Source organism: Microbulbifer variabilis ATCC 700307 (genome assembly GCF_000380565.1).
Lineage (GTDB): Bacteria > Pseudomonadota > Gammaproteobacteria > Pseudomonadales > Cellvibrionaceae > Microbulbifer > Microbulbifer variabilis.
Genome location: NZ_AQYJ01000026.1, coordinates 165,105 through 179,067 on the forward strand (window position 1 = coordinate 165,105; position 13,963 = coordinate 179,067).

Genomic DNA, 13,963 nt, shown 5'->3' on the forward strand with positions numbered 1-13,963 from the left:
CCCCTCGATAAGCCTGCCCCAGCACAAAGAGAGAGACACAAATATGAATTTATTGGTCGCTGCACTGATTGTGGCTTCTTATTTTATCTGCATGAGATTGAGCTCTTCCGCCATCAAAAAGTTAGGCGGCGCCAAGGCAGTGAAACCCTACCGCCTGAAATACATCTCCAAAACTGTGGGCATTGCGCTACTGGGATTTCACTTGGCACTGCTGATCAGTGCTTTGGGATTTGAATATACCCAGGTTTCCATCTTCCTCTCTTCGGTATTTGCTGTAATTGGCGTGGCGCTCTTTGCCCAGTGGTCAATTCTGAGCAATATCACCGCCAGCCTGATTATTTTCTTCGGTTTTCCTTATCGTGTGGGTGACAAAATCCAGGTAATGGATAAGGACGACGACATTTCCGGGATTATTGAGGAAATCACGCTCTTCCATGTATTAATCAGGAGAGGGGAAGAGTTGATCACCTATCCGAACACATTAATGCTCCAGAAAGGCGTAATAAAAAATCCCGAAAAGAGTAAGGCTGAGGATAACAAAGAGCCAGCGAAGTCACGCCCGGCAGAAGTACAGTAATACCCAGGTCCCCGCTTTTTACCATACCCAGCTCAATAACAGAGGGCCGAGACGTAGCTCCCCCGGCTCTCCCATATCCCAGTAATTTGCACACGAGTCCCCATTATCGGCAACAGGGGTTCGTATCAAGTTGATTCAATAGTCTCAATAGTTAAAAATGCGCATGAATCTGTAAAATTGGCTTTAAGGGACTACATGACCGATACCCTCAAAGATATACTCCACTTTATCCAAGAAATGGGCCTGAAAAATGGTCTGTTTGTCGTATTTTTCATCTTTGCACATTATTTACTTTTCTGGATGTACAGCGGGCGACTGAAAGATCGTCAAGTTGAAATTGATCGACTAGCGGCAGATAATAGGGAGTATCGAGACAGGTTCCTGAAGCTGATGGATAATGCCTTCTCCTATTCCCCGCCCACCAGAAAAGTGGCACCGAGAAAGCCAATTAATGAAAAGGAGTTTGAGTAGTGCTCTACATATTGTTAGCCCTTGCTCTTTTCTTCATTTCAATCCAGATATATCGGCTTTGGGAAATGAGAAAACACGACCAGCACTTGTTCGAGTTTTGTCAGTTGCGGAGAGATACCATTACGTATCTCTCTAACTCCTATGAGAGTCTCTCCAGAACAGATTATATCGCCCTCAGAAAAATCAACGATGCCCTGAGTACTATCATTGCGGAGTACAAGGAGCATAGAACCGTTGTATTCAACTTCCGTTTATTTGTGGAGTACCTGGATGAGCTGAAGGCTTTCGAAAAAAAGGCTGAAAAGATCTCTACCAGCAACAAAGAAATACAGAACCTGCTAAACAGAATACATTGTTCTATCTTCAAGGCATTCCTGGCATTCACGCCCTATCTCAAATCAGAGCTCGCCCTCTCACTGGTTATGAAGTTGAGCTCACTCGGGGTTAAAGCCGGAGTAAATTCCCTCAAGGGTTATCTCAGTAGCCTCAAAGAGGCAAAAATGATGGTCAACACCTTTAAGCGATCATCCACCCCCTGCTAACTGGCATCCGCTAGTACTCAAATGGGGGCTAAGCCCCCACCACTTTCCCATTTACCCCCATTCAAGTTAGACAAACCAACCCTCAACTCTACTCAGCAAGATTGATCAAGCCTTAGTAACCCTGTCGTTATAGTATTCCATTACCAAAGGGGAGGAAGGCAAGTGTGGCCAGTTATCGGGAACAATTTCTGCAAGTACTAGCTTATATCGAAGCCAACCTTGATACCGAGCTGGATATCGACCAGCTATGCGGGCTCACCCAGTTATCCAGGTATCACTTTCATCGCCAATGCTCAGCATATTTTGGCATGCCCTTAATGGCCGTTGTCAGGCTGTTAAGGCTTAAGCGTAGCGCTTACCAGCTGGCTTATCGCACAGACAGAAGGATTCTGGATATAGCTTTGGAAAATGGCTATGACAGCCATGAAGCTTTCTCTCGGGCATTCAAAAAGCACTTTGGTCAGAGCCCATCAAAGTTCCGGCTGTCGCCAAACTGGGACCATTGGCTTTCCCACTACCAGCCTATTCTGACATTGAGAACACAGATAATGAGAAGCCAGGACAAAATCCAAGTGACCATCATAGACTTTCCCGAAACTTTGGTAGCGACCCTGGAGCACAAGGGGCCACCAAATCTACTTAGCACAACCATTAGAAAATTTATTGAGTGGAGGAAATCACAGGGGCTAACACCGGCTACAAGCAGGACATTCAATCTTCTCTATAATGATCCGGCAGCAACCGAACCGGGTGAGTACCAGTATGATATCTGTTGTTCAGTACCATATTCAGTGAAGAATGATAACCATGGCATCAAGAGCAAGACTATTCCCGCTGGTAAGTGTGCGGTTATCAGGCATACCGGCAGTGATGACACAATAGGTATCACCGTAAGCTATCTATATTCAGACTGGCTGGAAATGTCTGGTTTCGCACTGCGAAACTTCCCGATTTTTCTGGAGAGGGTGAAATTCTTTCCAGAGGTGAAAGAGAGTGAAATGATTACGGATATCTTCTTGCCAATAGAATAAGCGCACTCTCAATCACTAGGCGCAAACTGACTTCAGCCTACACCTTTTTCCCATAGTAAGGGAAACTCAGCCAGCGAAATGCAAAACTCTTTGAGGCTCGCTCACCCCAGAGAGTGACCAAGGTAAAATTACCAATCTTTCCTCAAACAGCCTCTATCAACTGGCAACAGCTGCAGCTAGTGCTGAAACTGTATTTCCTTCAATAGTGTTTTAAACAGCAGGCAGGGATACTCTTCAACGATACTAAGCCGACATAGGGATAAGTGAATAGCCAGTCTCCTAACAGAACAATCACGTTATGTAATATGTTTACCAGGATACTCATAGAAACAGGCATACAAAATACGTGCTAATCACAAAATAATCTTAGAGTTTTTTGTCCCCTGGTCAGATAAACATTACCTTTAGCGTGTTAGTCCACCCAGAGTGGACATAGCAGGGGCTAACACAGTTATGAAGAGAGTGCTTCCGATTCTACTTACAGGGTTCGCTATTACACTGGCACCCCAAGTCACCCGGGGCGAAACTCTTTACGAACGTGAGATCGTCAGTCGCTGTCAGCATACCTGTAGAGATATCTACCGCAAGTGCATTCGTGATAATGAAAGACCACAAAATATCTGTGTTGAAAATCAGAGCCACTGCGACGTTATCTGCCGTGAAGGCAACAGGGTAGATTTCTATTATGATAAGTTTGATTCAAAATATCGATCTGGATACGACAATTACGATTACTAACCTCCACAAGGTAAAATTCCCCCTAGATAGTTAGCACTCAATTATCGTTTTACAAACCTCTATTTATTAAACCTCAATAAAACCCTGCGCAAACAACAGACTTCTAAGTTCGCGCTGATTCATCCTGCAATATCAGACTACATAAAACAAGATAGGCTCGATGTAATAAGACGTATTAGAAACGACTTGCAAGCATGATACCCTAAGTGAGTTGTTACTAGGAAATTTTTCCAGGAACCCTATTAAATATGCGCGTACCAATTAGAAACAAACAAATGGATAAAATTCTATGAATAAAAATGCTTCCTCAGCATCAATATCAAATAGTGATACTCTTGATGGTACTAAAACCAACAAGGCCGGGGCTACTCTAGTTCTATTTCTATTACTTTCTATAGCACTCGCCTTTACCGCAGCCTTTCTCGGCCAATTCTTGCGCACAGGAAACATTGCCGCTGGCATAGGGGGAGGCTTAGCGCCAATTATCATGGGGCTTATAGTTGTTGTTTTTTTTCAAATTGGGAAGCCCTTCAGAAACTCACGATCTCGCTGCAAGATACTCCTGTGGAGCCAGATTGTGCTTATATTAGGCAGTATTTCAAACTTGCTATCCTATTTTTCCCGTGGGTATTGATCACTCAATGACTAAACTTAAAACTGTCAAAAATAGATAATTAAGTATTTAGTGTCAGGGTGCTCATATAGGCCCACCTTAAGTAGGCACTTCAGTTCACCGGCGCTAACTGCAGTAAAATCACATTTTTTATGTAACAATATTTTATACAACCTTACAATCAAAGGCTGCTAAAGAATAGCATAATCCGGTGTATGCCCTCTTCTGTAAACCAGCACAGTTCTTAAGAACGTCATAAATATATCACCATTCTGCTTGATACCTCTAGTCTCAACGGTAACTATACCTTGAGCGGGCCGCGACTTCGATTCACGCTTAGAGATAATTTCACTTTCAGCATAAATAGTATCCCCTTCAAAGACTGGTTTTAACAACTTTACTTTATCCCATTCCAAATTGGCCACAACCTTTTTACTAATCGTATTAACAGTCATGCCAGTTATGATTGCCAAGGTTAAAGTACTATCTACCAGTGGCAATTTCCACTCTGTACGCTCAGCATAGTGCGCATCAAAGTGCAACTGAGCAGTATTCATAGTAAGTAGTGTCATCCAGACATTGTCAGTTCGTGTCAAGGTTCTACCAGGACGATGCTCTATCACCAGTCCAACTTCGAAGTCTTCAAAATAGAAACCAAAATCCTCTCGAAATCGGTTTTCTTCAATTTCTTTATATGGTTTAAAATTCACGATATTCTCCTGTAATTCTTCCCCTTAAAAAATCTCCAAGGTTCCTACTTCACGCACACCTCATAAAAAATGGCGTAAAATCACACACACCAAAAATAATCTAACAACTTAGATTAATCATCTGGCACACAACCAATCTATTCGAACACCACGCACTGCACGATTTCACCCTAAACAGATACTTTAATCCCGCTCAGGAGAATAGCTAAGGCTATAAACTCTTGTTGCTTTAAATTAATCAAGGAAAGCACCTTTTCAATCTATTGGCAGAAAAATCATTACAAAGTGCCCCGGCTATTTCTTGAAACCATCCTACACCCACACTCATAAGCCACTGAAAAATACAAACGTAAAATAACGACAATACGTAACTTACCAGACAAACTGAGCCAGAAACTAACTAATTGTGCACCAAAGTTCCACCATGTAAGAAGATGTGATAACCAGAAGTAGAACAGCAACAACGTGGACATATAGAATTGACTCGCTTACTAAAAAGTAAGCAGTATCTTTTGTTGAATCTGCCTGGTCAGCATCATCGATCAGTACTTTTAAATATATAAATGGGTAATCAATATGGAAGTTGAATTTAGCACTAAAGACGGGACTTTAGACCCCCAAAATCCAAACCCTGCTCCAGTAGAAGCCAAGTACACACCTGACAACCCTCCCACTGGATGGAGCTACATTAATTACAAGAATCAACCGGGCGGAGGATTCCAATGCCCTAACTGCAATAGGGTTGAAGACGGTGCAGATGTAGATGGGCATAGCTGCAACTGAGTGGAAGTTATTTAGGGCAAAATACTATTTTTGTCCTAAATGTACATTAATATTTCACATGCCAGCTATAGAACTAAAGCGATTATATTTGAGACCACTTATTAATATAAGACCTCAGACAGTGAGGCTAAAACGAATAATTCAATAGCCCTTTAGCTCCAATACATTCAGATAAAATATAAGCCAAAAACCACCTCGAGAGATAGAAACACGAGAAGCAATAAGAAAGAGGATAAAATATAAATCTTCCCCACCACAAAAAAAACAAATAATTTCCCAGTGAAACAGCCACAAGCCCTCCCCAATTAAATATCTTTACGACTGCCTGGTAATCGATATATAAAATGTAAAAAATATTTATATATTCGCAGTCACCAAAAGGTATTTTTAATGCAAAACTAATACGCCACCTAGTACTCTTCTTAATAAAGAGGATACAGGTTGAATTTGGCATGAGGACCAGATACTTACTACTTACTATTACTTTGTTAGCTTTTGCTTTCATTGGGACTGTTTATTTCTACAACAATCAACTTGCTGAAAGCATCAAGTTTAATGCGACTCCTGTTTCTGATGAACCAATAGTCAGCAACAAGGGGCTTGAAGACAAAGATACTATCAAAATCCTTATCATCGATGGTGGTGGTATTCGCGGTCTTATCCCTCTTTATGTCCTTCAATATATTGAGGACAAATTAGGTAAGCCTACCAGTGAAATTTTTGATGTGTTTAGTGGGGTATCAACCGGTGCCATCATCGCAACCGGGTTAAATATGCCTCATCAGAAAGACTACATGTTCAAGGATGAAGAAGCAGAGCTTCATTCAAAAAGTGAAAAAATTATTGATATCTATAAAAGCGAAAGCGAATATTTGTTCTCTTCGCCATGGTATCACAAAATCTTAACAGTAAATGGCTTTTTATCTCCTAGATTTCTGGGAGATCGACTACATGAAGTCATGCAAAAGCACTATAGTAGCGAACTGAATTTTAGAGAACTAAATAATTACGTCATTATTCCATCACTCGATATCCATACCGGTAAGCTACATCTATTTAAGAACCGCGGCGAAGATAGTAGCGAATTGCCGACAGACACTCTTTACCAACTGGTAACAGCTGCCGCCGCCGCAGAGACCCTTTTTCCGCCCGTAGACTTTATGAGCCACAATGATGATGTTAAACATCGTTATTATTCAGATGCAGGAATATCAGCAAACAACCCTGCAAGCATTATTCTGCGTGAAATCATCAAAGAGTTCCCTGGAAAAAAATACTATGTACTTGTTTTAGGCGCAGGTACTTCCCCACTAGAAACTATGGAGAAAAATTACCGAGAACTCAAAAATTGGGGAAGATTGAATTGGATGCAGGATGCCATATCCAATGTACAGAGATCAATGGATGACCAACAAATATACACACTTGACATAGCAAAATCGCTTGCTCCTGAAGGCCAAATAGAATTCAACTATTTGAATGTTGAAATTATTGACCCCTTTGTAGATCCATTCGATTACAAATCAATTGACAAGTTGAAAATATTATCAGAAAGACTTATTAACGATAATAAAGAAGAAATTTGCCACGTTCTCAAGCATCTTGGTGGGGAGACATAACAATACCTAGCTCCCTACTTCAAGATCTATTTCCCGGCGCAAGGGTTTGCCAGCAGACTTTGATTACCGTTCAGTTAGCCCGTTAAGCTAACTTTAACCTATAAAACACTGCGACCAACACCAAAAGCTCCCGCACTAAAGGTTGGACATTAACTATCCAGCAAATAGTCATTCTTCAAAGGTGTAATCTGCTGATATTGATCAAGGCTCTCACGTAATTTATCGTTATATTGGTACAGACTGAATGGTCATATATTGAATAAATTTCCAATAAGGAGTCTATGCTATGGCAGTTCGATTGGGAGATGGCTATGCGGCTTATCGTTTCAGGCCGGAGTGTACTTGGGTAACCGGCACCAATGCAGGAGAATTAAGATCTGACGGTTATGGCTCCTGTGTAGGACTAGTACTTTATAGTGGCGCTCCCAGAAAGATTGGGGTAGTCGCTCACTTCTCTGGTTCAATGCAAGCTCCACAGGTAAGGGATGATACCTTTGAGATAATGGCAGCGGTGTGCCCTATTGCACCGGGAAGAAAGTGGAGAGGATGGGTGTTTGGCGGCGTATCTCTAAATGGCAACTCTTCGCACCAAACAATGAGTGGGAACGGATCCAGCCTAAGACATACTCAAGCCCTGATTGATGTGGTACGTGGAGTACTGGATTTTAATCGAATGTTTGATGTTAATTTTAATATCTCTAACCTGGAAAAATTTAATTTTAATAGTCAGGGAGTCTTTACCGAAATGTCCCTACGCCAAGGTGATACCTATGTTGGACACCAAGGTGTGAAGCTGAATCTCGCGACTGGAAGAGTTACCTGGGACGATCGTAATCACGGGTCAGGTAAGTCAAAAAGTAAAGAGATGGTGAATTCTATGTTTTGATCATTAAGGTTAGACCTGACTGGTGGTGCCACTTACCTGCCAGGTCTAACTCACTCGGCTTAGAGGATCATATTTAGCCTTAAGGGTGTTGTATTTCAGATCCGGCCTAACTCTATTCTTATCCCCCCTCTCCCCTACCGTAACCCTTACAGAGCTCGACATAAGAGCGAGATGATATTACTAAATAAAAAACTCCTGATACCATCAGTACCGGCCAAATACTTGATACAAAATATAGAGTCCATAAATAGGCTAAGAATGGTAACGTGAAAAGCGCTAACTTCCGTACACCCGTACCCGTAATATGTAATGATGCATAAATAGATATCAAAATAGTTAGAGAAGCGCAAACCAGAAGCAGCGATGAAGACTTCATGGTCAACATTATCAGGCTGAGTAGAACAAAAACTATAAGTCCAAACCACCGCATTTCAGGTTCTAGTGCTCCCATGCTGATAGGCGCAGCCATATAGCCAACGACATGATATCCAGTTACAACCACCATAAGTGCTGCCCAGCTATCCGCATTAGCTAGAACAACAGCTGCTAATACCCAATTGACTAGCATGGACCGTCTGGAAATATTATGTATTGGATCTAACACCGCGAGCCAACGAGGCATTTGCCCAACTGTAGCCATCGCGAATAAAATTCTTGATGATGCACCAAGATAAGTATACCCAGAGGCAGAGGGGCTAGTTACGCTGTCAGCGAGTAACACTAACGCTAGAAAATGCAGACCAAGAAGGGTAGCAAGATCTAGAAGTGGAGAGGTAAAGTTCAATCCCCGCCAACCACCAGTCTCAACCAGCAGGTCACGCGGAATCGCCTCCATAAAAGCAAATTGTAACGCAAGATAAACCAGGGTGATAATCACTACTGACAATGTTATAGCCAGTGGAATATTACGTCTTGGCTTCCTAATTTCACTGGCAAATGCAACACTAATTTGAAACCCATTGTATGAATAAATAAGTCCAGCGCCAATGATGGCAGAAAATGCACTACGAAAATCAAACTGCTGATTGTAAGAAAGGGAGAAATTTGAGCTGGTTTGATTACTGGTAAAAACCACAATGAGAAGCACAGTAAGCGCAAATAATGGAGTAAAAATCTTCAGTACAGTGACTACATTATTAATTTTAGTAAGCCAACGAATACCGTAAAAGTTAATTAACAGATAAACAGCTAAAATACTGAGTGCAAGTACCTTCCCCCATATAGTAAGAGTATGATTTTGTATTAGTATCGCAGAACCGATAGCAGATGATAGATACTGTGTTGTAGCCTGTGCTTCTGTAGCCACAACCATCAAGATACCAAACCAGTTCGCAAAAGCAAAAGGCATACCAAAGATGCTATTGTGCGAAAGGGCACTAGCTTGGGCCAAGGCTCCACGCACTGGGTAAGTCGCCACAATACGAGCAAGGCAAAGCCCTACCATCAAGACCAACAGAGCAGCAAGTATCCATGCCGCAAAAGCCCAATTACCTGCATATTTCGCCGTTAATTGAGCACTAAACAACCACCCTGATCCTATCATACAGGTGGCACTGAGTAATGTTGCGCTAAAAAGCGAAACTTTTTTCTTGCCACGCTTGGTATGATGCATATCGCTGATTTGTGTAAAATAATGAAATAAGAACAGTTTACAGTTTCACTATGCAATGACAAATGCACAGACTAACCTTTTCAGTACCAGCAAAAATAACCAGGTCTTTATCCGTCATCAAAAGCATTTTAAGGGCGTATATATCATCTAAATTCACTCAAAGTTAAACCTTATCCCTACCTTTCAGCTAACACGTTCCATACACAATTAGTTAAACGGTAGAGCTTCAGAGGGAATAGCTTCTCGCTCCTATTGCCATCACAGCTTAATCAAAATTAATCCTCAAAGTAAGCAACATCTATAGCGCGTCCCCATATATAAAAACTTTTTAAGATCTATGAGTCTGAAATATTATATTTTTTCTTCACACACTCCCGAAAGGTTCCAAAGTTAAAGGGACCAGGAACAAAGACTGGCTTGCATATAACAGAATTTCCCTTAACCCAGTAAGGTGTTCCTGCAACAATTTTGGTATCAATAGTGGCTTGAAAAATTGGTGCACCAACTACACCAACCGCTTCAGGGGAGGGGTTTTTCGGAAGTGAATTAAAGAACACATCAGCCTCTCCATCCCTGATTGCTTCATAACATTCCTTTATATCAAGCTGTCGTTTAGTGACAACCACATTCTCTGGAAAATACTGATTTGCTGTTTGAGTTGAAAGGTTTCCAGTACAAATTCTTATACTTGGATTAGACTGCAAATCGTCAATGGAACTAACTACATAGGGAGAGCCAACAGGTATATGAATAAACTGGCCAGAACTAATAATGGTGCATGTTGACCGACGCCCCTTCAGCCTGCGCAGATTTTCAGACTCACCACCTTTTGCATTAAACTGACCTATAATATCAACGATGATACCTGGGTTATTAACGAATTCGAACATCTCGTAGACTTCACTAAACGGGCTAAGGTTTGTACCAAAGATCCCATCCTGTAAGGCAGAAGTTGTATTGAAAGGAAATGGAATTTCAATAGAATTTACCTCTATCTGCTCCACACTGTAATGCTTGGCAATTTCTCTGAGTATTTCTACAAAAATATCGTCAAGTATGCTTGAGCCATACATACCATTATCAAACCAATCAGAAGTACTAGCTCCAGAACTAATAAACCAGGGCATTCCAGCTATATACCCACGGCGTATTTGACCTGAAGACAATATCTTGGCAAATCGTCCCCTGGGCTTGGCGGGAAAGGGAGTGATCTCTGGGTTTGGAAGGCAGTCAGCTTGATTTACAATGTAATCTGTTGCATCAATTACTCCTGGAATCGGCTCAGCAAAGTCTTGGATTATTTTTCGATATTTACCGCTATTAATAATTCTTACCCAAGCAGCGTCAAATGCGTCAACTAACTGATCGTCGCCATCTACTTTTCTACTAGAGCCGGCTTGAACCTGGCTAACAAATAAAAGAGATGCTAATAAAAATATTTTCAGGAAAATATGGTTGTTCATAGTGCGGCCTATTGGTGATAGATAATCGATTTCTGCAATTGCTGCACATTATTTAGCTCACCATCCCAAAAAGTGCTAACCAAGGGTGCAAAATACTCAGGTAAGTACACCTTTTACACTCTCTGTGACTATACGTTCACGGTATTCAGAGTGCCCCACAATTACCAGCTCACTTTTTTGGTTTATTTAATAAGAAGCCACCCATATGAAGTATCAGTCACCACGCTAGAAGAGTAAAAAGAAATACCTCTGAAATTTCATATACAAAACACCGCATCTAGTGGTGCTCAAAGAGCTCTTTAATATTTATAACTAATGAAGGATAAGCTTGTAGATGAAACATACATCTAAAAGTCACAAAGCAATATTACTTCTCTAATCGAACACCACTACAATGAGTTTGAACCAATCAGGTGGCACAATGAAAACTTGGCGATCAACAATTATATTTTTCCTACTAATCTTTGTTTTCGGCATCACCGCCTATATTTACAATCATCATTTTACTGAAAAGATAAAATTCAACAGAACCCCCCGTTACAGAAGAAATAATTATCAGTGAGGGTCGCCTAAAGAAAAAGGAAACTATCAATATCCTAATCCTGGATGAAGGAGGAGTTGGTGGTGAAGAAATCACCAACCTGCCTTCGAACAGTCCCTACCAATTAGTAATCGCAGCTTCTAGTGCTGAAATGTTTTTCCCCAGTTGACTTTATGATCATAAATAGAGATTTTAGCCACTGATACTTTGCCGATGCAGGAGTATCGGCCAATGATCCCACCGCATAATATTACTGGATATCATCGAAGAATTTCCGGATAAAAATTATTATGTGCTGATTTTGGCGCAGGCTCTGCTCCTCTCAGCAGAGTAAACACTAGTTATGAAGAGGTAAAAAATTGGGGGCAGCTACGCTGGTTTCATGACATTATCACGGATATGCAAAGATCGATGGATAACCAGCAACTATACACACTAAAGATTGCCAAACTATTATCTGCCCTGGAAAGGTTGAGTACGATTATTTGAACGTTAAGGTTATTAACCCAACAGTTGGTATCTTTGATTATGAGTCTATAGATTCTCTAAAAATCCATGCCGAGAGATTACTTGAAGCAAACAAAAACTCAAATAGACCAAGCTGTCAAACAGCTTAAGCAAAGATCTGAGTAGCTAAACCTTTTCACTCCATCTCTTATCCTCTAAAAGGAGCAACAAGATTCACTGCCTTTTTGAATCGGAGGGCATGGAACTGACCCATAGGAGCAAAATACACAGCAGTCACCTTGCTTGGGGCTTAATAATTTCCCACACTGCCCGCACTCATAGAACCATTGACAAGCATTAACTGGCATACTTTCTACCTGTTTATACCCACACTCAGGGCAGGTAATCGTAGAAGTTAGAATTTGTTCTCTCATTACCAGTTCTTAGCCTCTCACATGTCTACAGTCGAAATAACAGTTGTCTTGAACTCTTGATAATCACAAAGCTATTTCAGATAACTGCTACCAAGAACCAGTAACTCTATAAAACTATCTGTCAGGAATCACTATCTACCCTTATGAAATTGCGGCAACCTTTAAGGCCTCTGCATTTCGTCGAATAAAATCATTCCATGTAGCAGGCAACCTACCAACAGCTGCCTTGAATGCGGCCTCATCAAAAGTCCGATCTGCATTAGGTATTGCGCCAGCTGCATTTAAACGGAACTGATCCCTAATACAGGCCATATAGACAGGATCAGCGCCAGCAGCTACAGCCTCCTCATAAAAGATCTGGGGGTCAAGTGGGCTTAACGCTATTGACTGCCCTACCAAGTCACTCATCATCTCGGCAACCTCAGCCATACTCGCAGCATCATAACCGAGACGCCAGACTTGACCGCTAAATCTATCAGGGCTTTTAAGGGCTGCAGCCGCGATTGCCGCTACGTCACGAGCATCAACCCAACTCCAGCGAGCATCACCGATTAGGTTGGTTAAACTGCCATTTTGCAGCCACCCAAAACTAATCAGGTTTTGCATAAAGCCCTCGGGACGTAGATGGGTATACCTAAACCCTTGCTGCTCAATATAAGCTTCTATCATCTGGTGCCACCCCCAATGGGAAACCTCGGCGGTATCAGCACCAGAAGCGCCGATATGAACAATATGATCAACTTTTGAGCGCCTTGCAGCATCAATAACACGTTTCGAGTGCTTCAACATATCTACGGTGTAACCGGTCATCAAGAGAATTCCGTCGACACCAACTACTGACTTCTCGACTGTAGTCATATCATCAAGATCAAGCTGAATTGGCTCCGCGCCAATATCAAGCATCGACTGCGCCTGATCATCCCGCCGGATAGCAGCAACTGTTTGGATATCCGGGTACTTGACTAAAGAATAAACGACTTCCGCACCTACTTTCCCAGTAGCACCAATAACGAGGAGGCGCCTCTTCTTTTGATTACTCATTAAAGTACTTTCCCCTACTTTTGTTACTTTTCATTAGACTACCCACTTTTGTCATCTGATATCGCTAGGCTAAATCATGAAATAAGAAAACCTGAGTAGACTAATTAAAGCGTATTGTAATATGGGGAGATATCTATCTACGCCAGAGAAGTGGGGTAACATCCTGTCCTGCAAATCACTTGACCTATGGACTTATCTTTCAGCTAATATAATCTAGTAGCTATTACCAACCTACATAAAATTGATAATCTGGCGCCTTAATACTCGCTCCAATAAGCTTCTATCCTTCCTAAATACGCTTCCTATCTTAAACGGCCTTCTCAAAGTTTAGCGAATGAATCTAAGATTTCCCCAGATTAGTAGAACTTAATTGTTAGCCGTCAATCTAATATAATAATTTTGTACATGCACTAATTCTCTTACTCAATCTACAAAAATGCTTCTTAAATTAAGAT

14 protein-coding genes are annotated in these 13,963 nt (G+C 41.4%); 9 read left to right on the top strand and 5 right to left on the bottom strand.

Annotated elements, in window-relative coordinates:
* Nucleotides 1–43 precede the first annotated feature (43 nt).
* From G367_RS0111475 to G367_RS0111495, 6 genes are all read left to right on the top strand, one after another.
* Nucleotides 44–577: a mechanosensitive ion channel domain-containing protein gene (locus G367_RS0111475; RefSeq protein WP_020413274.1), complete on the top strand. Its 534-nt coding sequence runs from the start codon at nt 44–46 to the stop codon at nt 575–577.
* A 195-nt stretch (nt 578–772) separates the two neighbouring features.
* The gene (locus G367_RS0111480; protein ID WP_020413275.1) at nt 773–1,048 is read left to right on the top strand and encodes a hypothetical protein; all 276 of its coding nucleotides are present in this window, start codon (nt 773–775) and stop codon (nt 1,046–1,048) included.
* Nucleotides 1,048–1,590 carry a hypothetical protein gene (locus G367_RS0111485; RefSeq protein WP_020413276.1) on the top strand — a complete coding sequence of 181 codons (543 nt, stop codon included), beginning with the start codon at nt 1,048–1,050 and terminating at the stop codon, nt 1,588–1,590. The genes G367_RS0111480 and G367_RS0111485 overlap by 1 nt, the downstream gene beginning before the upstream one ends.
* 164 nt (nt 1,591–1,754) lie before the next feature.
* Entirely contained in the window at nt 1,755–2,621 is an 867-nt protein-coding gene (locus G367_RS0111490) for an AraC family transcriptional regulator (RefSeq protein WP_020413277.1), read from the top strand.
* Between the two features lie 453 nt (nt 2,622–3,074).
* Entirely contained in the window at nt 3,075–3,359 is a 285-nt protein-coding gene (locus G367_RS26150) for a hypothetical protein (protein ID WP_157533484.1), read from the top strand.
* A gap of 289 nt (nt 3,360–3,648) precedes the next feature.
* A complete protein-coding gene (locus G367_RS0111495; protein ID WP_020413278.1) occupies nt 3,649–3,993 on the top strand; it encodes a hypothetical protein in 345 nt (114 codons plus the stop codon).
* 170 nt (nt 3,994–4,163) lie between these two features.
* Here G367_RS0111495 and G367_RS0111500 read toward each other — a convergent pair whose 3' ends face one another.
* Nucleotides 4,164–4,682 carry a MaoC/PaaZ C-terminal domain-containing protein gene (locus tag G367_RS0111500; protein WP_020413279.1) on the bottom strand — a complete coding sequence of 173 codons (519 nt, stop codon included), beginning with the start codon at nt 4,680–4,682 and terminating at the stop codon, nt 4,164–4,166.
* 576 nt (nt 4,683–5,258) lie between these two features.
* Between G367_RS0111500 and G367_RS26155 the strand changes: the two genes are divergently transcribed.
* The 3 genes from G367_RS26155 to G367_RS0111515 all read left to right on the top strand — a co-directional run bounded on the left by G367_RS26155 (nt 5,259) and on the right by G367_RS0111515 (nt 7,970).
* Complete coding sequence (locus G367_RS26155) at nt 5,259–5,465, top strand: hypothetical protein (protein WP_157533485.1); 207 nt, start codon at nt 5,259–5,261, stop codon at nt 5,463–5,465.
* Between the two features lie 452 nt (nt 5,466–5,917).
* Nucleotides 5,918–7,084 (top strand): patatin-like phospholipase family protein, encoded by a 1,167-nt coding sequence (locus G367_RS0111510; RefSeq protein ID WP_020413281.1) that lies wholly within the window; start codon nt 5,918–5,920, stop codon nt 7,082–7,084.
* A gap of 286 nt (nt 7,085–7,370) precedes the next feature.
* Nucleotides 7,371–7,970, top strand: a complete 600-nt coding sequence (locus G367_RS0111515) for a hypothetical protein (protein WP_020413282.1) — start codon at nt 7,371–7,373, stop codon at nt 7,968–7,970.
* 118 nt (nt 7,971–8,088) lie between these two features.
* Here G367_RS0111515 and G367_RS0111520 read toward each other — a convergent pair whose 3' ends face one another.
* From G367_RS0111520 to G367_RS0111530, 4 genes are all read right to left on the bottom strand, one after another.
* On the bottom strand, nt 8,089–9,582 hold the full coding sequence (locus G367_RS0111520; protein WP_020413283.1) for an APC family permease: 1,494 nt from the start codon (nt 9,580–9,582) through the stop codon (nt 8,089–8,091).
* Nucleotides 9,583–9,917: 335 nt separating this feature from the next.
* Nucleotides 9,918–11,045, bottom strand: a complete 1,128-nt coding sequence (locus G367_RS0111525; protein WP_020413284.1) for a hypothetical protein — start codon at nt 11,043–11,045, stop codon at nt 9,918–9,920.
* A 1,203-nt stretch (nt 11,046–12,248) separates the two neighbouring features.
* Nucleotides 12,249–12,467 (bottom strand): GDCCVxC domain-containing (seleno)protein, encoded by a 219-nt coding sequence (locus tag G367_RS26935; RefSeq protein ID WP_083922721.1) that lies wholly within the window; start codon nt 12,465–12,467, stop codon nt 12,249–12,251.
* 141 nt (nt 12,468–12,608) lie between these two features.
* Nucleotides 12,609–13,508, bottom strand: a complete 900-nt coding sequence (locus G367_RS0111530) for an NmrA family NAD(P)-binding protein (protein ID WP_020413285.1) — start codon at nt 13,506–13,508, stop codon at nt 12,609–12,611.
* Nucleotides 13,509–13,963: the final 455 nt, after the last annotated feature.

What these genes read in the sequence shown, in the direction of transcription:
- G367_RS0111475 (WP_020413274.1), top strand. Translation starts at nt 44, where the DNA reads ATGAATTTATTGGTCGCTGCACTGATTGTGGCTTCTTATTTTATCTGC.
- G367_RS0111480 (WP_020413275.1), top strand. Translation starts at nt 773, where the DNA reads ATGACCGATACCCTCAAAGATATACTCCACTTTATCCAAGAAATGGGC.
- G367_RS26150 (WP_157533484.1), top strand. Translation starts at nt 3,075, where the DNA reads ATGAAGAGAGTGCTTCCGATTCTACTTACAGGGTTCGCTATTACACTG.
- G367_RS0111495 (WP_020413278.1), top strand. Translation starts at nt 3,649, where the DNA reads ATGAATAAAAATGCTTCCTCAGCATCAATATCAAATAGTGATACTCTT.
- G367_RS26155 (WP_157533485.1), top strand. Translation starts at nt 5,259, where the DNA reads ATGGAAGTTGAATTTAGCACTAAAGACGGGACTTTAGACCCCCAAAAT.
- G367_RS0111510 (WP_020413281.1), top strand. Translation starts at nt 5,918, where the DNA reads ATGAGGACCAGATACTTACTACTTACTATTACTTTGTTAGCTTTTGCT.
- G367_RS0111515 (WP_020413282.1), top strand. Translation starts at nt 7,371, where the DNA reads ATGGCAGTTCGATTGGGAGATGGCTATGCGGCTTATCGTTTCAGGCCG.
- G367_RS0111520 (WP_020413283.1), bottom strand. Translation starts at nt 9,582, where the DNA reads ATGCATCATACCAAGCGTGGCAAGAAAAAAGTTTCGCTTTTTAGCGCA.
- G367_RS0111525 (WP_020413284.1), bottom strand. Translation starts at nt 11,045, where the DNA reads ATGAACAACCATATTTTCCTGAAAATATTTTTATTAGCATCTCTTTTA.
- G367_RS26935 (WP_083922721.1), bottom strand. Translation starts at nt 12,467, where the DNA reads ATGAGAGAACAAATTCTAACTTCTACGATTACCTGCCCTGAGTGTGGG.
- G367_RS0111530 (WP_020413285.1), bottom strand. Translation starts at nt 13,508, where the DNA reads ATGAGTAATCAAAAGAAGAGGCGCCTCCTCGTTATTGGTGCTACTGGG.